The sequence below is a fragment of the Geothermobacter hydrogeniphilus genome, assembly GCF_002898515.1.
Lineage (GTDB): Bacteria > Desulfobacterota > Desulfuromonadia > Desulfuromonadales > Geothermobacteraceae > Geothermobacter_A.
This window is the reverse complement of the sequence record NZ_PPFX01000008.1, coordinates 67,106-85,380: the sequence shown is the minus strand read 5'-3', so window position 1 is coordinate 85,380 and position 18,275 is coordinate 67,106. Positions and strand designations below refer to the sequence as shown.

The following is an 18,275-nucleotide window of genomic DNA, read 5'->3' as shown; positions in this document are numbered from 1 at the left end:
GAGCTTCCCCAAAATCACCAGCGAACCTATGGGTGCGCTTCAGATTTTTGGAAATCTCATTCAGGCCAAGCGCTTGCACTCTCCAACCAACAGGAACTCACTGATTCAGGGAGCGTTTTTTTTCCTGTCAGCTTCATTGGTCACCGGCAGGCCGGTTTCCGATCCATAGATCGTCCGCAACAGCGAGCGCCATTGGGCGTACTGCTCTTCCGCGGAACCGGTCAACCGAACGGTTTCACCTTCCACCTCCACCACCAGCGGTTCCGCCTCGGCGGAAAAAGAAGTACTTAATTCCGCGATGGCGTCGCGGTGAATAATCGTATCCTTACTCCGTTGAAAACCGCTGTAAACAGCGGCCGCGCCCCCCATGATCATGACATCCGGCAGCGATGAATTCCCCAGGCTGTTGTCCCTGGTGCTGAGCAGCACCCCACCGGCGATGGCGGCAATGCCGAGCAGTTTTCGGGTCAGGGCCTCCTTTTCCACCTCGCGCATGGCCGCAACCTCCTTGCCGTGTTCCACGCGCCAATCGGCATAGGGCTGCCAGAGGTCCCGGTAATAGGCATCATAATAGTCGTTGATGGTATCGACCAGCATGGCATCACGCCCCCGAACAGCCCGAATCCGACGCAACATGGGGTCGTCCGCGGCCGGCAGGCGACGTACACGGTAACGCCCGGCCGCGTCCTGCGCGAGATCGCCGGAAAAAGCATCGGGCGCCATTTCGGCGGCAAAACGAAGTTCGGCAATCCGGCGGATATTCTGCAATTCTTCAGCTGTCAGATGATTGCGGTAAACCACCAGATCATTGGCGATGGTCGTGTAGGTATCCTGGAAAGCATCCTTCTTTTCCGGAACAATACCGGCATAATCCGCCGGTCTGACATTTTCCGAATAGGTCTTTTCAAACCACGGCACACCGCGGGCATCCGTGGCCCGAATCCTGAGAGCCAGATGCTCACCGTCGGAGTAACGGATCGTTCCCTCCACTCGGACATCGGCGTTTCCCTCACCGGGGACAACCCTGACCGCACCCCAATAACCGCTGCGCTGCATGGTGTACTTGAGATGGACCGGCATGAACCGCTCTTCCGCCCGACGGATCTCCTCGGACAGGCCGAGCCTGGTTTTCTCCTTTTCACTCAGCTCGGCGGAATCGAACACCGAGATCGTCACGTCAAGCAGTTCGCTGTCGGCCAGTTCGGCGGCCGCCATCATCGGCCGGGCCCGATCCGGCACATTCCCCATTCCGGACGCACACCCCCCCAGCAACAAGGCAATCCCCAGGATCAGCCCGATGGAAAGCCGGGGGCTAGTCACTTTTCACCCCGCCTTTGTATTTCCAGTACTCTTCCCAGAGTTTCCGCTGCAATTCCGGGTCAGGCTCCTTCTGCGCCGCTTCGCGCAGCTGGCGGGCGACGATGTCGTCATCCTCCGGTGGGGGCAGTTTTCTCCCCCCCCCGAAACCGGGTTTACCGGGACTCACAACGGGGCCCTGAGACTCGGCGGATGCGTCTTCGGTGGCCGTTGCCGTCCGCCCCCCGCCGGCGGAAGTGGAATCGGTCCCACCGGCACCCTCCTGCCGTTCACTCACGGAAGCTGTCGCCTGTCTCTCTCCGGCGGCTTGCTGACCGGTCGAATCGGCAGCGGGCCGACGGCCTCCGGCCCCACCGCTCTCCCTCCGTTTCGGCGTTCGGGAGGCGATTTTCGCCTCTTCCTTCGTCAGCATTTCATCGAACTCTCCCAACGCATCAAGCAGTTTTTCATCCAGTCGCGCGGTGCGCTCGGCACGGGTCAACGCCGGAGCTGAAGCGGAGGGCGGGTCCGCTCCGGCAGGTCGTCCTCCGTAACGAGCCGCGGCCGGGCACGGCAGACGTTCAAGTTCCACCAGAGCTCCAGCCTGGTAAAGCTGTTTACAGTAGCTGCCGATTCGGGTGTTCAGGTAGGCGATAAAATCAAGAGAATCGATCCGTTCAGGACTGGCGGCGGGCAATGAGGCAAGCTCCTCAACAACCGTTTTCCGGGCACTGTCAAGGGCCAGGATACTGCTCATGATCGACGCGACCCGGTCCTCCGCGGCAGCCTGGCCGACAGCCAGGAACCAGGGGACAGGCAACAGCAACAGGGCGAAACCGCAGAATAGCAACCGGGCCCTGCTCAGGATGACAGCATTCCGTTTCATCTCCGCTCCACTCTCCCATTCAGGTCACAGTATACCCGAAGCGACGATGAAATGAGGAAAAAATGAGTGCAAGTTACCGGACTGAAAAGGTTTCGGTGGAAATCGCTGATCCGCGAAAAAACTGGCAGGGCATTAAAAAAGTCACGTTCCCCAGGCTGAGCAAAAATGTCCAGATGCAAGGCGTCCGCACACCCGCGGAATAAGGCGTACCGGAAGGTACGTCGTTGACGCGGAGGAAGGACAACGCCGCAGATGGGCGTTTTTCATCAGCCTGTCAGATGCTCAATGATGACATTCAGGCACTGATTCACCTTTTCGCCCTCGGCGCTGAGGCAATAATATTTCTGTCCGTCCTGATCGATCAGGCCATTTTCCTTGAGAACCTTCAGGTGGAAATTGACCTTGGTATGATCGTCGATGCCCAACTCCCTGGTCAGATCCATGAACCGGCGGTGGCCGCCTTTTTCTCCCAGCAGCATCAGGATCTTCCGGCGCAGGGGATTGGCCAGGGCGTTGAAGGTGCTGTCGGTGTCGAGAATCGTCTTGCAGGCCTTGAACCTGGCTTCTTCCAGAACTCTCTTGATCGTCGACACCAGCACCGTGGTCCGAAACGGTTTGGTCAGGTAGTCGGCGGCGCCGCGACGCATCGCGTGAACGGCGTTTTCCACCGTGGAAAACGCCGTAATCATCACCACCTGGATATGCGGCTTCTGTTGTTGGATCAAAAGCAGCGTTTCCAGACCGCTGAGGCCGGGCATGACCATATCCAGCAGGACCAGGTCAAAATCCCTGGTCTTTACAAGCTCAACTGCCGCGCCGCCGTCCGTCGCGGCGGTTACGGCGAATCCCTCATCGTTAAGAACCTCGCTGAGATTTTCGCGCAATTCCCGGTCATCATCGACGATAAGGATACTGTGCATGGCGTCAATTATCCTGCTTTCGCAAGAAAGCAAAAGAGTGGTTGGTTAAGCAAAAAGTATCAGCAGCAACGTAGCTGCAGGTGAGTTTGGACGACGCCATCATTCTTCTTCGCAGGGGAACTGCAGACGAACCGTCGTCCCCTCGCCTTCCCTGCTGCTGATGAGAACTTCACCGCCATGCAGTTCCATGATGCCGAAACAGATGGCGAGACCGAGTCCGGTTCCCTTGCCGATCTCCTTGGTGGTGAAAAAGGGATCCATAACGAAATTGAGATCTTTTTCACTGATACCTGAACCCTGATCTTCAACCGTGCAGACGACCATGCCCTGCTCAACCCAGGTTCTTACCTTTATCCCGCCACCGGGTTCAGAAGCCTCCATGGCATTCATCAGCAGGTTCAGCAGAACCTCTTCTATTTTCCAGGGGACTCCCTGAATTTTCGGGATCTCACCCGGTTCAAATTCAAAATCGTACAGATCCTGACGGCTGCCGATCAGTTGAAAGGTCTTATGGACCACTTCATTCAAGGAAAAGGCGACAAATTCCGTTTCCCGGTTGTGGGAAAAGAACAGCAGTTCACCGGCAATTTTCGCCGCCCTTTCAAGGTTACGCTTGATCGCGTCGATCCTGGTTTGACGGGTCGTATCGAACCGGCCCTCCCGGTTCAGGTCTTTCTCCAGCATCTCGACATTCAACAGAACCTTGGCCAGCGGATTGTTGATCTCGTGGGCGATGCCGGCGGAGAGCTTCCCCAATGCCACCAGTTTTTCGCTCTGGGTGAAGCGCTTCAACTGGGCCTGAATCTTGGCTCTTCGTTCAACATCGAAAATCTGCAGAGCACGGGTGATACCGAAGAAAATCAGCAATGCCGAGCAGGCACGAAAAAATTCTATCGGAACCCCGCCAAGATTCCACCCGGTGGGGAAGATTCCGGTAAAGAAGCCATAGAGCAGAATCGCGTAACCGGCGTAGGTCAGGTTCTTTGCCCCCCGACGGCTCAGGGATTCAACCGAAGAACTGTATTTAATCAGACCGACCCCGGAAAGAACGGCACCGGGAAAACCGATGAAGTTGCGCAGGTAGAGGTCAAAATGAGCGTAGCCGCGCTGGAAATACCCGATCACGATGGGTCCGATACCGACCAGGGCCACCAGAAAAACGATGAGCATCCAAAGCTTCCTGCTGCGGGAGTTCCACAGCAGCAGTTCCAGACCGAACCAGAACAGCAGTCCGAAAGAGCCGCCCAGCAGCAGAATGCGTCCGGACAGCAGGTAGGCGGACATGGGGCCCTGAATGAAATCAGGATTTTCCCTTATGAACAGCACGAACCATTCATTCAGGCCGTGCAGGTAGGCAAACAGGGCGAAGACCCAGAAGAATTCGGCCACCTTGAGGTCACTGGCGCGCAGATTTCTCGACGTGATGCTGGCACCGATCATGAAAAAGACCAGTCCATAAAACAGGTAGAGAATAAAATAACCAGCCTCGGCATTCATGAGCCGGACGCTCCTGTCTGGACAGCATTAAAACGTATTCTTAACTTGTAACTGTTCTGTTGCAAATTCTTATAACAACGACTGCTGCTGATGTCACGCCTGTTCAGGCATGTCCGCAATTCTTTCACGGGAGACACGGACGTTTCATCCTGTAAAATTGAAAAATAGCGTCCCCGGAATCCCGGGGACGCTACACGGATTTTCATCGACGGTTTCGAACTCCGTCATGAATGCGCATTACAGCGGGGCACTCAAGCTGTGGCAACTGCCACAGGTGTTGGTATAGGGAACCGGCATCGGATTGCTCGGGGAGGTATCCGCCTTGGTCGGCACATCCAGCAGATGCGAACTGATATCGTTGTGGCGATAGGTGGTTCCGGAAGCCCCGACCTTACCGACGGGATCACCGGCGCCGGACTTGGCGTTCTTGGTGAAATGGCACTGGGTACACATGGTATTCGATGGCATCACCGAAGTCCCTGTCTTGGCCGTCATGTGGGCAACGATGTCCGCGCCCTGGGTCGGATGGCAGCTGGCACACAGGGTGTTGTCGGAGGTGCCGCTCAACTGATGCCGGTCAGTCCCCGGAGCATGGATGTCATGGCAGTCGACGCAGGTTTTGAGGGCGCTGCCATTGCGGTATTTCACCGTCTTGATGAAGTCGGTGTACTGCTGGTGATGCGACTTGGAATGCAGACCGTCGCCCCACATCGAGCCGGAGTTGGCATCATCCCGGAAGGTGTTGTTGGCCAGGTAGTCGGCCCTGCTGCCACCGGGATGCAGCATCTCGTCATTGGTGTCGAGGGGCTGGTCGGTATTGACACCAGCGAAACTGCTATTGCCTTCCGGACGACTGTGGCAACGACCGCAGATCATCGTCACCCGCGAAACGGAGAGATCGTTCGGGTTGACAATGGCGACCCCGTTGCCGCCGGCGGCCTGATGCTCGGAACCCGGGCCATGACAGGTTTCGCAACCGACGTTCATCTCCTGCTGGGTCCCGGTCAGCGGATTGACGGTACCGTTCGGGTCCGCAACCGCCGTCGCGGTGAATTCACCGCCGGCATTCTGGGTCACCTGGTAATCATTGTAATGGCAGGCGGCACAGTTGATGTCGAAGCTCTTGGCGGCCGCCGGGGTGGTGAGGGTGTCGGTATTAACGTCATACCAACGGTCCATGTGGTAGTCGCGATACTGCTTGCGGGTCCGGTCGCCCGAGGTGTCATCACCGGTAGCCTGGTACTGCAGAGGCATCATGTGCAGGCTGGCGCCACTGGCGCTCTTGGTCAGGTAGCGCTGTTTGTAGACACCGCCGCCATAGGTCAGAACAGCCTCGATATCCATCGGGCTGTTCGGATCGGTGGCATTCTTGATATTGGTGATCTGCATCATGTACTTGCCGCTGGTGGTATCCTTGTACAGGCGCACGGTCGCGTAGACAGTGTGACCAGTTCCCGGATCAGTCATCTGGGTCTGGAACTTGTCGAACCCGCGAGTGGCATCATAATCATAGAACCAGACAGTCGTGCCGCCGCTGGTGGCATCACCGGCGGTGAACATGCCAACGCCGGCCATGTAATTGTAGATGCCGTTATCGGCGTCGAATTCGGTAAGATCCTGCAGACCACTCGGGGAGCCGATATTCATGATGCCGTGCTTGTGCGCGGTCTGCTTGACGCCACTCTTGGTGCCATGACACACCAGACAGGCACTGGAACCGATATTGGTGGCCGTGGCCGAGGGTGTCGTCGAAAGCTCAACGGCGGTCACCTTGTTGTTCAGAGACGCACCGGTGACAGCGTTGCGGCAGAGGCTGCCGCCGGGCAGATGGCCGCTGTCGGTCGCAGCGGGAGCCACGTAGATGAAAAACTCATCCGATGCTGCAACCGGCAGGCCGGTCAAAACCGCCTTGCCGTTGGCATCGGTCACGGCGGTCACATAGTTGGCAACACCACCGCCGGTGGGGGTGAAGTTGCCGTTGACCAGGTCCTCAAGCGGTTCATCGACATTCATCGAAGCGGCATCGTAGTTGCCGTCCGCTTGAAGCGTAATCGGCTGGGCTGCAATTTCAGTCACGTCAGCCGCGGGGATCGCAAACACCGTCGCCCCCTCCACAGGATTACCGGCCGTGTCGGTCACCTTCACTGTTGGCTGAATGGCCGGTGCATTGTCACTGCTACTGCACCCGAAAAGCAGAAATACACTCGTCGCCGCCAGAGCGACATAAGCCCAGGACCTCCACATCCTTCTTTGTCTTGTCATAACGCCTCCTGTCATACGGTTAGGTGTTTGCGTAATCTTGCCGACGGACCTGCGGTCTTCAGGCAGGATGACACAATTGTGAGCCTAATCTTAACAGGGGCAAACTATTGATCTAGATAAATTAAAAATATTTTTGTTCTGTTTTTGTGGACTTTTTTTCACATCAGGACGAATCCGGTAAGAATTAGGAGGCGCGGCCCGGCTGGTCCTGGAGAACCTTCAACAGATGCGGGACCAGCTGTTTCTTGCGGGAGAGGACGTTTTTCAGTTCGTAGAGATTCTCTTCAAGGCGGGGATAGCCGATGACGTAGGGTAATTGCGGATCCCCGAGAGCCAGCAACAGGCTGGTGCCGCGGACAATATCACTGACCAGCAGGCCGATGGTTCCGAGGTTGCGTTGCCGGCGAATTTCAGCAAGGGCTTGCTCGATCTCATCCTTGAGGTCGTAAAACTCGGCGAAATTGACCACTTCGACCTGGCCGATACCGAAGCGCCGCTCGCCCGCAGAAAATTCCTTGAAATCGGACAACACCAGTTCCCGGCGGCTGGAGAAACCGGCCAGGGAACTGCCGGCCTGAAAAATCCGTTGCCCGAACTCGGCCGGATCGAACCCCGCCAGCGAACCGAGCCAGTCGGCCAGTTCCCGGTCGAGGTCGGTGGTGGTCGGCGACTTGAAGATCACCGTATCGGTCAGCAACCCGGCCAGCATCAACCCGGCAAAAGCCGGTTCCGGATCGATCCCGGCCTGGCGGTAGAGAGTGGCGACAACGGTACAGGTACTGCCGAGAGGCTGGTTGACAAAACGGATCGGCTGATCGGTATGGAAGTTGCCCAGCCGATGATGATCGATCACCTCAAGAATCTCAACCTTATCGGCCCCGGGAACCGCCTGGGACAGCTCGTTGTGGTCGACCAGGATCAGTTTCAGCGGAGAAGGGGCCAGCAGGTTGCTCTTGGTGGCGATACCACGGACCCGGCCGTCACCATCGAGAACCAGGGCGCCGGGCTGATCACTGTGCACCAGTTTGAGACGCAGATCCTCGACCTTGTCCCCCAGTTCGACACTGAGAAATTGGCCGTCAACAAGTTCTCCGACCGGCGTCGCCAGTCGGCTCAGCCAGGTGCCGGTCGCGGTGTCGAATCCGGTCGACAGCACCGTCACCTGCCGCTGCCGGGCCCGCTCGACAATCTCCTCGGGAACCGGACAGCCGCCGGTGACCACCAGGACCCGCACCCCGACCTCGACCGCCTCCCGCTGCACACTCTCCCGGTCACCGGTGACCAGAATCATCTTGCGCGGATCGCGGCCATGGATTTTCTGATGCAGGGTGTCGGTCGCCATGGCACCGACGTAGAGATTCAGTTCTTCCACCCGGGATGGGTCAAAAGAGGTCAGATCCCGGGCCTGCAGGCAGGCTTTCAGTACCGCGGGAGAGGTCAACACCCTTCGGATATCAGCCTCGCGGCGCGGCACCAGGAAACAGTCGGTGACCCGTTTCAGCACCAGCATCCCGAGCGGCGCCCCGCCCCCGTCGACGACCGGCAATTGACGGATGCCATGCAGGTGGAACAGCTCCATCGCCCGTGACAGAGGAGCGTCGGCGCCGATGGTGACAACATGATCGCCGATCACGTCCGCCACCCGCGGATAGACATCGTTCAACAGTCGCGGCAACGGCAGTGACAGCTGTTCGAGGATAAACTCGGTCTGCCGGTTCAGATGACCGGCCCGGGCCGGTTCAACACCGGCCATCCCCTGACGCTGCCGCAGCCGCGCATAAGCCATGGCACTGCAGATCGAATCGGTATCCGGATTACGATGACCGATAACGTAAATACGTTCATTGGGCATTGTTTGATCCTTTGACCCGGGTTCCCCTGACATCTCCCATGCCGAGTACCTTTTCCACCACGCCGCCATCGGGGATCCGGTCAGCATTGAACCAGACGTAGACCTTGCCGCCGCCGGTCTTGAAAACCTCGGGATCAAGAGTCACCCGGCAGAGAACATCCCCCTCGGGAATCTTCAACTTTTTCGGCCATTCACTTCGGGTCAACACATCGATGAGAATTTCGGAGGGGCCCTTGCGGGTGAACGTCGGGATTCTCACATTGCGCCCCGGCCGTAGAGGTCCGTAATAACCGGCGCGGAAGTTGTAAAACGCGGCCAGGATATCCTGAGGCTGCTCACCTTCAGCCATCGGCAGCGACTCCCCGCTGCTGATCTCGCCATTGCGCTCAACGCTGACCTCCACCAGGCGATCAACGTAGTTGAAAGTATAGGTTTTGGTACGGCCGCGACGCTTCTTGCCCTTCCCTTTGAAGATCGTCGACGAATGACTGATGGTCAACAGCCGACCGTCCTCACCACGACGCAGCTGGGACTCATAACGCTGCAGTCGATCCCTGGTCAGCCAGGCCGCCAGACCGAGTGTCTTCGCTTCGAGTACGGCGCGGTAACGTCCCGGTTCTTCGGTGGTGACGAGACTGAGTTCTCCACTGGCCAGGCGATCGAACCAGAGAAAGGCGATATCGAATGACTGGCGTTCTCCCAGCATCCGGTCGAGAGGATCCGGGTCAGCGGCAACGACCGGCGACGGTGATGCGGCCCCGGTTTGCGTCGTCATGACATCGGCCGACCGAACCGGCACGGCCATGACCAGGAAGACACCCAGCAACAACAGGATTCGCGACATGCCCTACCTCCAGAAAACCATCCCGATGAAGAGAGCATAACAGACCAGCAGCAGCAGACCGTGCAGTCGGTTGAGCCGGCGCCTCAGGCAGATCAGCAGCAATCCACAGCTGAAAGCGATCATCACCGGCAATTCAACCCACAGCAGCGCGGGCTGAACCGCCAGCGGACTGAACAGCGGACAGAGGCCGAGAACAAAGAGGATATTGAAAATATTGCTGCCGATGACATTGCCGATCGACAGTTCCATCTCGCCCTTCCAGGCACTCATCAGCGAGGCGGCCAGCTCCGGCAGGCTGGTTCCCAGGGCGACCACACTGATACCGATGACCAGTTCCGAAATACCTAAATGGCGGGCAATGGTCATTGCCGAACGAACCATCATCTCGGCACCGATACCGAGCCCGATGATACCGGCGACAATCAGCAGCAAGTCGCGTCCCCGATGCGCCCGTTCCTCGCGCACCCGATCCGTATCCACCCGGTCCACCTGGCCGCTGCGGGCACTACGCAGGCAATAGCCGAGAAAACAGAACAGCAGAACCAACAGCACCAGACCGTTGCCGGCGGAGATCAGGCCGTCAAAACAGAAGGCATACAACAGCAGCGAAGAGCCGATCATAAACGGCAGTTCCCGCTTGAGGACGCTGGGAGCGACGGTCATCGGACAGAGCAGTGCGGCCGCACCGAGAATCAGGCCGATATTGGCGACATTGGAGCCGACGATGTTGCCGACCGCCAGATCGGCCGAACCTCGCATGGCGGCGACCAGCGAGACCAGCATCTCCGGCATGCTGGTGGCAAAGGCAACCACCGTCATGCCGATGATGAGCGGACGTATCCCGTAGGAGAGAGCCAGCCTGGAACTGCCGTTAACCAGAAAATCGGCACCGAAGTAAAGCAGCAGCAGTCCGGCCAGAAACAGCAGTGAAGCGAGCAGCATGAAAAACCTGTCCTTGGTCAATAGCGACGGTCATGAGACCGTGTACTCCGGGCAGCCAATCCCGGAAATGGCGCAAGTTTACTGTCTGCAGGCACCCAAGTCGAGAGCTTATTTTCCATCCGCAACATCGGTTCTTTCCTCCGGCCGGAATCATCGCGACTCCACTGAGAATTCGGGTTGACGCGGCACCGCCCCAAGTAATAATATTCATATATGTCGTTTTTCATTCGACCTGAATCTGGCCGGATCGCGCCCGGCACCCCCCCCCTGATCCCACGGGTCGGGGAAAGAGATGAAGGTCCATTTATCAAGGTGGGTGCGCAGATGATGAACAAGATGCCGTTTGACAAGGGACTCAGTTACGATCGCCAGGCAGAGATACTCAAGGTTCTCGGCCATCCGGTCAGGTTGAAAATCGTTGCCGGACTGGCAACCGAAACCTGCAACGTGAAGAAGATATGGGAATGTCTTGAACTGCCGCAGGCCACAGTCTCACAGCATCTTGCGCTGCTCAAGAACAAGGGAATCATCCAGGGGCGCCGCGAGGGGGTCGAAGTTTACTATCATGTCGTTTCCGACGAAGCCCGACAGATTGTCGATGCACTGTTCGAGCCGATGGCCTGTGCATGAAAACCCTGATCCTGCACCGGGGTCATGATCGTCGCGCCCGCAGCGGCCACCCCTGGATTTTCAGCAACGAAATTGCCCGGTTTGAGGGGGCTCCGGAACCCGGAGAGGCCGTCGAGGTCCTGTCAGCGCGTGGTGAATTCATCGGTGTCGCCTACTACAACCCGCGACCGCTGATCGCCGCCCGCCTGGTCACCCGCCAACGCGAATCGATCGATGAAACCGATTTTTTCCGTCGCAAGCTTCTGGCCGCAACCGATTACCGGCAGAAGATCTACGGCGATCTTCCGGCCCTGCGCCTGGTGCATGGAGAGGGAGACGGTCTGCCCGGCCTGGTTGTTGACCGTTACGGGGATGTGCTGGCAATCCAGCTGCTGACCCTGGGCATGGAGCGGCGCAAAAGCCTGATCCTGGAGGCCCTGCTTGATATTTTCTCTCCCCGAGCCATCGTCGCCCGCAACGATGTCACGGTACGAGAGCTGGAGGGACTGGATCGCATGGTCGAACTGCTGCACGGGGAGTTGCCGCAGGAGTTGATCATCAATGAGCACGGCCTGCGCTTCAAGATCGACCTGATGGAAGGTCAGAAAACCGGTCATTTCTTCGACCAGAAAGAAAATCATCAGGCTCTGAGAAGCCGGGTTGAAGGCCGCCGGGTACTCGACCTGTTCTGTTACTCGGGCGGCTGGTCGGTTCATGCCGCCCGCTTCGGTGCCCGTGAAGTCCTCGGCATCGACATTTCAGCGGGGGCCATCGCTCTGTCGGAAGCCAACGCGCGGCTCAACTATCAGGATAATGTCTGCCGTTTTGAACGGGCCGATGTCTTTGAGCTGCTGCGTGAGATGGGACGCGAAGGCCGCCGCTTCGGCACCATCGTCCTCGACCCGCCGGCCTTCGTCAAAAGCAAAAAACGCCTGCCGGAAGCGATTCGCGGCTATCTGACCATCAACCGCCGTTCGCTGGAACTGATCGAGCCGGGCGGCTACCTCTTCACCTGCAGCTGTTCGTACCACCTGAAACGGGATATCTTTCTCGACACCCTGCGCAAAGCGGCCACCCAGGCGGGACGGACGGTACGCCTGCTGGAAATGCGCGGCCAGGCCTACGACCACCCGGTACTGCTCTCCTGCCCGGAAACCGAGTACCTCAAGTGCGCGGTCCTGCAGGTCCTTTAGAATGGGCGTTTTTCATCAGCCCCGGGGAGGGGTTTTTATTATGGACTTTCCTGGCCCGGCTTGCGGGCGAGGCCGTAGATGACTTCATAGCTTGCCGGAATACCCTCGGCAGCTCCGTAATCACGACGATAAACTTCCATCATCCGCTCCATCACCCGCCGCGAAGCCAGGCCCGGTGGACGTTGCCGGGAGGCATTGCCGGCGCCGATCTTTTTCAATGCCCGCAGCAATTGCGGGACATCCCCATAGCAGTCGACTTCCTCTTCAACGAACAATTCATGGACTTCGAAGGCGGCCGCCTCAAGGGCGGCAAGGGTCTGCTCACGACCCGGGAACTCCTGAAGGTGCGAACGGCGCTCCAACCCGCAGTCGCGCAAGGCCCGGCGATGGGAATCCTTCAGCTCATGCAGGGAGTTCTCACCGAACAGGGCGAAGGCGAACCAGCCGCCGGGGAGCAGCACCCTGGCCACCTCGGTGAATGCCCGATCCAGATCTTCGACCCATTGGTAGACAGAACTGGAAGCGACCAACCCGAAACTGGCGGCGGCAAAGGGCAGCGCGACCGCGTCGGCATCGACCGCTGCGGAGGCACTGAGACCGATGTGGGCGTAACGGGTCATGCTGTGCGCCAGATCCGAAACCACCAGTGGTCGCCGGGGCGCCAGACGATGCAGCCGTCGGGCCAGCAGACCGGTCCCGGTTCCGACATCGAGGATGGCGCCGCCCTCCCGCAACGGAACAGCGCAGGTCGCCGCCAGCCGTTCCACCACCCGGCGCTGAACCAGGGCGTAACGGTCGTAATCTTCGGCGTGAGCATCGAAATGACGGCGAACCAGCCGGGTATCAATGGCCACCGGAGTCATCGGCAGAAATCTCCGACCAGGCGCAGGAAAATTTCAGGGGAACTGAAAAACGGAGCGTGCCCGACCCGCGGAAACCGTTCGAGACGGGCAGCGGGCAGATTGGCGGCCAGCCACTCGCCCGCCGCAACCGGGATAACCTCATCGCAGTCACCGTGCATCACCAGGGTCGGCACCGGGATGGCTTCAACCAGGGGGCGCAAGTCTTCCCGCTGCAGGATGCGCAGGCCATCGGCGGCACTCCGCTCATCGGGCAGCAAGTCCGGACCAACGGCAAAACGGGCAATCTGCCGGTAACGTTCGCGACCGATCTCATCGGCGGCGAACAACAGTTGGAAAAACCCCTCCAGGGTCGGACGAAAGGCCCTCTTCAGATCACGCTGCATGGCCCGCAGCTGCGGCAGCGGCAGGCCGGCGGGCCAGTCCTCGTCGGCAGTGAAACGCGGCGTGGTCGCAACCAGCAGCAGCCGTTCCGGGCAGACATTGCCCCGCCCGACCAGTTGCAGCGCCAGCATCCCGCCGAGCGACCAGCCGAGCAGCGACCAGGACGGCAGTTCGAGTTCCCGGATCGTTGTTTCAAGGCGTTCGGCCCACACGGGAAGACTGTTCTCTTCCGGCACCGCGCTGCCGCCATGCCCCGGTAAATCTATGGCGATCAGTTCCAGCCCCGCCGGCGGGTTCGACAGCAGTTCACCGAAAACGGCACCGCTCATGGCCCAGCCATGCAGCAACAGCAGCGGATGCCCCTGGCCGCCGCGCCGGACCCGCAGCCCGGCAACCGTCGATGTCAGGACCCCGGCCATCATGCTGAAGGGCGGACAATCCGCACGATCTCGGCGGCCGCCGCTTCCAGGTCGGCGTCATCATGGTCGGCCATGACCGTGGCCCGCAAGCGGCACCGGCCATCGGGAACCGTCGGCGGACGAATCCCCTGGATGAAGAAACCGGCCGCCAGCAATTGCCGGCTGGCCGTCATGGTCGGCTCCGGTTCTCCGGTCAGGATCGGAACGATCTGCGTCCGGCTGCCAAGCAGATCACAACCGGCGGCGCGCAGACGGTCGGCGAAGAGAGCGGTTTTGCGCCGCAGTTCATTTCTCAGCCGCAACCCCTCGGGACTGTCCACCAGGTCGATGGCGGCGCGCGCCGCGGCGGCGACTCCCGGAGGCAGACTGGTGGAAAAGATGAATGGCCGACAACGGTTGATCAGGGTGTCGATCACCACTCTGTCCGCCGCCAGGTAGGCACCGCAGCAGCCGAGAGCCTTGCCGAGGGTTCCCATCTGCAGGTCGACCTGTCCATGACAACCACACATCTCGGCCGTCCCCCGCCCGCCGTCACCAAGGACCCCGGTACCGTGAGCGTCATCTATCATCAACAGGGCGGCATATTTTTGCTTGAGGCGAACCAGTTCCGGCAGTGGCGCGATATCACCGTCCATACTGAAAACGCCGTCGCTGACGATCAGCCAGCGTCCGCGACGATTCTTCCGCTCCCGCTCCAGCAGGGCTTCGAGGGCGTTACTGTCGGCATGCGGATAGACCACCACCCGCGCCCCGGAAAGACGACAGCCGTCGATGATCGAAGCGTGGTTCAGAGCGTCGGAAAAGATGGTGTCCGCGGGACCGAGCAGGGACGAAATGATCCCGGTATTGGCGGCGAAACCGCTGTTGAACAGCAACGCCGCTTCGGTCTGTTTGAATGCAGCCAGCCGCTCCTCCAGCAGCTGATGTTCGCGCATACTGCCGGAAACCAGTCGTGAGGCTCCCGATCCGGCCCCGAAGTCACGGGTGGCGCGCACCATCGCCTCGACAACCCGGGGGTGGTCGGCCAGGCCGAGATAATTGTTGGAACAGAGCAGCAGCACCTGGCGGCCATCCAGTTCAACCTTGGGACGCTGAGGACCGTCGACGGTGCGCAGGCCGCGCAACATCCCCTCCTCGGCCAGCGCCCCCAGTTCCTTTTTCCACTCTTCAGGCATTTTTCCTCCAGGGTACGGGCGCGGCGCATTCGGCAATCCGGGTCACCAGCACCGGCTGCCTTTCAAGATAGGAAACCAGCTCAGCGTGAGGGGTGTCGCCGCGAACGAAAAAGACCCGTCCGCCCCGCTCATCACCGACGTTCTTCAGATGCGGAAAACGCCGGTAACCGAAGGGCGGCGCCGCCACATAGCCGGCGGTGTAATCCGGGTCGTCCGACCAGCAGAGTTCGGCGACCAGGCCCGGCGCCGACAGGACTTTCGCCGCCAGCACCAGCGCCTCGCGGACGTGGTCATTGTCGAGTCCGAGCGGGCCCAGCCGGCGACGCAACCGGGCCAGGGCTCCGGGACTGATATCCATGCGACTGACACGCACCCCCCGCGCGGAATCGTTATCAAGCCGCCGGCCATCGGTAACATCGATCAGCATCGCGCCGCGCAGGCTGCTTCCCGCCGGGCCGGGACCGGCTGCGAGCCGGGAAAGTGCGGCGGCGGCTATCGTCTCCGGCACCCCGGCGGTCACCAGTGACTCAACGGCCGCCTGACGACCCTGGCGCCAATCCGCAACCCTGAAGGTTGCAAGCGGCGGCAGGCAGATTTCGCGAATCTGCCCCGCGGGAACCAGGTCGATACTGAGATGCACCTGTTCGGACGCGCCACGACTGTGGTTCATGGCCCGCCGCAGCAGTTCCCGCCCGGTCTCGGCCACCTGTTCGCGCGGCACCAGCCGCTCGGCACCGGAGATGTGCCGCTGCTGACGGCTGGAACGCATTCTGACGCTGTAATAGTGATCCGTCATGGCAAGCGGAAACTAGCATCTGACAAGCCCTCTGTCAACCCGATGGCAGGCGTGGGTTGACAGAGCTTTTCCAACCGACCTTTTTGTGTTAGGCTCCCCCGAATCGGAGTTGCAGTGCTTCCGAATGATCCGGAAGTCAATCGTCACTGGGAACGGACCCGGACCCCCTATGCTTCAATACCAGATCCCCCTGCTCTACCTTGCCGGCTGCTGTTACCTGGCCGCGGTTCTCGGCTATCTCGGCAACCTGCGTCTCGCGTCCCGGCGGCTGGCCGGAATTGCGCTGACCCTGGTCGCCTGCGGCTGGCTGGCCCAAAGCGGCAGCCTGCTGCTGCGCTGGCAGGCGGCCGGGTTTCTCCCGGTTACCAACCTCTTCTCGACCCAGTTCTTCTTCAGCTGGTCACTGGCCCTGACCTATCTCTACTTCGATCTGCGTTACCGCATCGGTGCCGCCGGGCTGTTCGTGATGTTTGTCAACCTGCTGCTGATCGCCAGCATCCTGCCGCGCGATCCGGCCATCCCGGCGTTGATTCCAAGTCTCGATACGCCCCTGTTCACCCTGCATATCATCTTCTCCTTTACCGGTTATGCCATGTTTACCATGGCCTTTTCCATCGGCGTTCTCTACCTCTGGCAGCAGGCGCGACCAACCCGTCAGTTGCCGGACCTGGTCCTGTTGCGGAAGCTCAATGAAGAGGCCGTGTTTCTCGGGTTCTGCCTCTTCTCCGCCTGCATGCTGTTCGGCGCCATCTGGGCCTACATCGCCTGGGGCTATTATTTCTCCTGGAATATCAAGAGTGTCTGGTCCTTCATCGTCTGGCTTTTCTACGCCGGCATGTGCCACGCCAAATTTGTCCGCCGCTGGCAGGGCAGAGGCTACGCGATCCTGTCGATCCTCGGCTTTGCCGTGGTACTCTTCACCTATCTCGGGATCGGACTGTTGCTGGAAAGCAACCATCCGCTGGATTGATCGCCATGACGCCGCGACCTTCTTTCAGCAAACGTCTCTGGAGCCTCTGCTGCTCACTGAAACTGGCCATCGTGCTGGCTTCCGGGGCGACATTCCTGGCCATGGCGGGTTCACTGGTGATGCACTTCAACCCGAATGTCTTCGGCGCCATCGACCAGCTGACCCTGATCGACTGGTGGCAAACCCGAGGCGCGGCTCATCTCAGACTGAGCTGGTGGTTGACCCTCTTCGCCACCCTGGTGCTGCTGCTGGGCATCAACACCCTCTGCTGCTTCATTGACTGGCTGGGAAAAATCCGCGCCCGCTGGCGTAAACTTGGCGAATACCTGATTCACCTCGGCTGCGTACTGGTTCTCGGCGCCTACATCTGGGGCAGTTTTTCCGGATTCCGTCACGACAGCGTCCCTCTCTATCTCAACCAGCCTTACCCGATCGGCGGTCTACCTGGGCATTATCTGCGGCTGGACCATTTCGAACCCCGACTCAGCGAAACCGGACGTCCCCTCGATATGCGCAGCCGGGTCACCCTCCTCAGGGGCGATCAGCAGCTGGCCGCAACTGAAATCAGCATCAATCATCCGCTGCTCTGGCGCGGTCTGGTAGTGGTGCCGGTCTCCTTTGGCCGGGATGTCCGGGGTTTCAGATTTTTCCAGCCGCAGCGGGGAACTCTTGATCTGGCGACAGGCAGTCGCGTTGATTTCGATTCCGGCAGCCGCCTGACGGTTGAAACCTTCTATCCCGACGCCATGCTCCGCGGCGACCGGGTGATAAAACGCGGCAACCGCCTGGGGGAACCCGCCATGCTGCTGCGCCTGGAACAACCGGGACAAGCGGAGTGGCGCGGCTGGTACTTCCTGCGCGGACCATTACCCTACCCGCTGGTGTCGGCGGGAATACGCATCCGACCGACCCAGCCTTTGTTCAGGGTCTACAGCGTCCTGACCATAAATTATGATCCCGGATCCCGCCTGGCCCTGGCGGGAGGCATCCTTATCATCTCCGGAATCATCATCGCGCTGGCGTCTTTCTATCGTAAAAGACGTTGCGGCGACCATCCCGACATCAGATAAAAAGTCATTCACAAAGGAAGCTGAAAGCGCTGGTCAAACGCGGACCGGTTCTGTTATATTGCCGTTGGATAAGTGATTGTCGACACTGACGCGACTGCCACCGCCAGGTTTCGATCGAAGAACAATCGCTTTTCAATCGCCTTCAGGCGAACCTGCGGGGCCGCGGCCTTGACATGGAGGGGTTCAATTCTGTTTGACTTTTTCACCACCTCGGCAGAGGTGCGCATCTATCCCTTCCTTTCAAAGTTCCCCGGCATGGTTCCAAAACCCGACTGCAGCACGCCAGGTTCGCGCTCGGTG

The 18,275-nt window shown here is 59.7% G+C and carries 17 protein-coding genes; 4 read left to right on the top strand and 13 right to left on the bottom strand.

The window, feature by feature from the left end:
* Window positions 1-105: 105 nt before the first annotated feature.
* From C2E25_RS05495 to C2E25_RS05460, 8 genes are all read right to left on the bottom strand, one after another.
* Window positions 106-1,320: a hypothetical protein gene (locus C2E25_RS05495; protein ID WP_146032901.1), complete on the bottom strand. Its 1,215-nt coding sequence runs from the start codon at window positions 1,318-1,320 to the stop codon at window positions 106-108.
* Entirely contained in the window at window positions 1,313-2,182 is an 870-nt protein-coding gene (locus tag C2E25_RS05490; protein ID WP_103114777.1) for a hypothetical protein, read from the bottom strand. The genes C2E25_RS05495 and C2E25_RS05490 overlap by 8 nt, the downstream gene beginning before the upstream one ends.
* Before the next feature lie 266 nt (window positions 2,183-2,448).
* Entirely contained in the window at window positions 2,449-3,102 is a 654-nt protein-coding gene (locus C2E25_RS05485) for a response regulator (protein ID WP_103114776.1), read from the bottom strand.
* Between the two features lie 99 nt (window positions 3,103-3,201).
* A complete protein-coding gene (locus tag C2E25_RS05480) occupies window positions 3,202-4,599 on the bottom strand; it encodes a sensor histidine kinase (RefSeq protein WP_103114775.1) in 1,398 nt (465 codons plus the stop codon).
* A 237-nt stretch (window positions 4,600-4,836) separates the two neighbouring features.
* Window positions 4,837-6,699: a cytochrome c3 family protein gene (locus C2E25_RS05475; RefSeq protein ID WP_103114774.1), complete on the bottom strand. Its 1,863-nt coding sequence runs from the start codon at window positions 6,697-6,699 to the stop codon at window positions 4,837-4,839.
* 346 nt (window positions 6,700-7,045) lie between these two features.
* Entirely contained in the window at window positions 7,046-8,713 is a 1,668-nt protein-coding gene (locus tag C2E25_RS05470) for a putative manganese-dependent inorganic diphosphatase (RefSeq protein WP_103114773.1), read from the bottom strand.
* A complete protein-coding gene (locus tag C2E25_RS05465) occupies window positions 8,703-9,557 on the bottom strand; it encodes a DUF3108 domain-containing protein (protein ID WP_103114772.1) in 855 nt (284 codons plus the stop codon). The genes C2E25_RS05470 and C2E25_RS05465 overlap by 11 nt, the downstream gene beginning before the upstream one ends.
* A gap of 3 nt (window positions 9,558-9,560) precedes the next feature.
* The gene (locus tag C2E25_RS05460) at window positions 9,561-10,499 is read right to left on the bottom strand and encodes a calcium/sodium antiporter (RefSeq protein ID WP_146032899.1); all 939 of its coding nucleotides are present in this window, start codon (window positions 10,497-10,499) and stop codon (window positions 9,561-9,563) included.
* A 336-nt stretch (window positions 10,500-10,835) separates the two neighbouring features.
* Here C2E25_RS05460 and C2E25_RS05455 point away from each other — a divergent pair, with 336 nt between their 5' ends.
* Together C2E25_RS05455 and C2E25_RS05450 are read left to right on the top strand one after the other, a co-directional pair.
* Entirely contained in the window at window positions 10,836-11,129 is a 294-nt protein-coding gene (locus tag C2E25_RS05455) for an ArsR/SmtB family transcription factor (protein WP_085009362.1), read from the top strand.
* On the top strand, window positions 11,126-12,301 hold the full coding sequence (locus tag C2E25_RS05450) for a class I SAM-dependent rRNA methyltransferase (protein ID WP_103114770.1): 1,176 nt from the start codon (window positions 11,126-11,128) through the stop codon (window positions 12,299-12,301). The genes C2E25_RS05455 and C2E25_RS05450 overlap by 4 nt, the downstream gene beginning before the upstream one ends.
* 38 nt (window positions 12,302-12,339) lie before the next feature.
* Here C2E25_RS05450 and C2E25_RS05445 read toward each other — a convergent pair whose 3' ends face one another.
* From C2E25_RS05445 to C2E25_RS05430, 4 genes are read right to left on the bottom strand one after another with little or no spacing between them, the layout of a single operon-like run.
* Window positions 12,340-13,164: a methyltransferase domain-containing protein gene (locus tag C2E25_RS05445; protein WP_103114769.1), complete on the bottom strand. Its 825-nt coding sequence runs from the start codon at window positions 13,162-13,164 to the stop codon at window positions 12,340-12,342.
* Window positions 13,161-13,967 (bottom strand): alpha/beta fold hydrolase, encoded by an 807-nt coding sequence (locus tag C2E25_RS05440; protein WP_103114768.1) that lies wholly within the window; start codon window positions 13,965-13,967, stop codon window positions 13,161-13,163. Before C2E25_RS05440 ends, C2E25_RS05445 begins: the two co-directional genes overlap by 4 nt.
* Complete coding sequence (bioF, locus tag C2E25_RS05435; protein ID WP_103114767.1) at window positions 13,964-15,139, bottom strand: 8-amino-7-oxononanoate synthase; 1,176 nt, start codon at window positions 15,137-15,139, stop codon at window positions 13,964-13,966. Before bioF ends, C2E25_RS05440 begins: the two co-directional genes overlap by 4 nt.
* The gene (locus C2E25_RS05430) at window positions 15,132-15,935 is read right to left on the bottom strand and encodes a 6-carboxyhexanoate--CoA ligase (RefSeq protein WP_103114766.1); all 804 of its coding nucleotides are present in this window, start codon (window positions 15,933-15,935) and stop codon (window positions 15,132-15,134) included. Before C2E25_RS05430 ends, bioF begins: the two co-directional genes overlap by 8 nt.
* Window positions 15,936-16,104: 169 nt before the next feature.
* Between C2E25_RS05430 and ccsA the strand changes: the two genes are divergently transcribed.
* Window positions 16,105-16,905, top strand: coding sequence for a cytochrome c biogenesis protein CcsA (gene ccsA, locus C2E25_RS05425; protein ID WP_158247139.1), 801 nt, complete (start codon window positions 16,105-16,107; stop codon window positions 16,903-16,905).
* Window positions 16,906-16,910: 5 nt separating this feature from the next.
* Entirely contained in the window at window positions 16,911-17,975 is a 1,065-nt protein-coding gene (locus C2E25_RS05420; protein ID WP_103114764.1) for a cytochrome c biogenesis protein ResB, read from the top strand.
* 53 nt (window positions 17,976-18,028) lie between these two features.
* Here the strand turns inward: C2E25_RS05420 and C2E25_RS17460 are convergent, their stop codons facing one another.
* On the bottom strand, window positions 18,029-18,202 hold the full coding sequence (locus C2E25_RS17460; protein ID WP_158247138.1) for a hypothetical protein: 174 nt from the start codon (window positions 18,200-18,202) through the stop codon (window positions 18,029-18,031).
* Window positions 18,203-18,275: the final 73 nt, after the last annotated feature.

Excerpts from the sequence above, each read along its gene's own strand:
- C2E25_RS05490 (WP_103114777.1), bottom strand. The coding sequence starts at position 2,182 with ATGAAACGGAATGCTGTCATCCTGAGCAGGGCCCGGTTGCTATTCTGC.
- C2E25_RS05485 (WP_103114776.1), bottom strand. The coding sequence starts at position 3,102 with ATGCACAGTATCCTTATCGTCGATGATGACCGGGAATTGCGCGAAAAT.
- C2E25_RS05480 (WP_103114775.1), bottom strand. The coding sequence starts at position 4,599 with ATGAATGCCGAGGCTGGTTATTTTATTCTCTACCTGTTTTATGGACTG.
- C2E25_RS05470 (WP_103114773.1), bottom strand. The coding sequence starts at position 8,713 with ATGCCCAATGAACGTATTTACGTTATCGGTCATCGTAATCCGGATACC.
- C2E25_RS05465 (WP_103114772.1), bottom strand. The coding sequence starts at position 9,557 with ATGTCGCGAATCCTGTTGTTGCTGGGTGTCTTCCTGGTCATGGCCGTG.
- C2E25_RS05460 (WP_146032899.1), bottom strand. The coding sequence starts at position 10,499 with ATGCTGCTCGCTTCACTGCTGTTTCTGGCCGGACTGCTGCTGCTTTAC.
- C2E25_RS05455 (WP_085009362.1), top strand. The coding sequence starts at position 10,836 with ATGCCGTTTGACAAGGGACTCAGTTACGATCGCCAGGCAGAGATACTC.
- C2E25_RS05450 (WP_103114770.1), top strand. The coding sequence starts at position 11,126 with ATGAAAACCCTGATCCTGCACCGGGGTCATGATCGTCGCGCCCGCAGC.
- C2E25_RS05445 (WP_103114769.1), bottom strand. The coding sequence starts at position 13,164 with ATGACTCCGGTGGCCATTGATACCCGGCTGGTTCGCCGTCATTTCGAT.
- C2E25_RS05440 (WP_103114768.1), bottom strand. The coding sequence starts at position 13,967 with ATGATGGCCGGGGTCCTGACATCGACGGTTGCCGGGCTGCGGGTCCGG.
- bioF (WP_103114767.1), bottom strand. The coding sequence starts at position 15,139 with ATGCCTGAAGAGTGGAAAAAGGAACTGGGGGCGCTGGCCGAGGAGGGG.
- C2E25_RS05430 (WP_103114766.1), bottom strand. The coding sequence starts at position 15,935 with ATGACGGATCACTATTACAGCGTCAGAATGCGTTCCAGCCGTCAGCAG.
- ccsA (WP_158247139.1), top strand. The coding sequence starts at position 16,105 with ATGCTTCAATACCAGATCCCCCTGCTCTACCTTGCCGGCTGCTGTTAC.
- C2E25_RS05420 (WP_103114764.1), top strand. The coding sequence starts at position 16,911 with ATGACGCCGCGACCTTCTTTCAGCAAACGTCTCTGGAGCCTCTGCTGC.
- C2E25_RS17460 (WP_158247138.1), bottom strand. The coding sequence starts at position 18,202 with ATGCGCACCTCTGCCGAGGTGGTGAAAAAGTCAAACAGAATTGAACCC.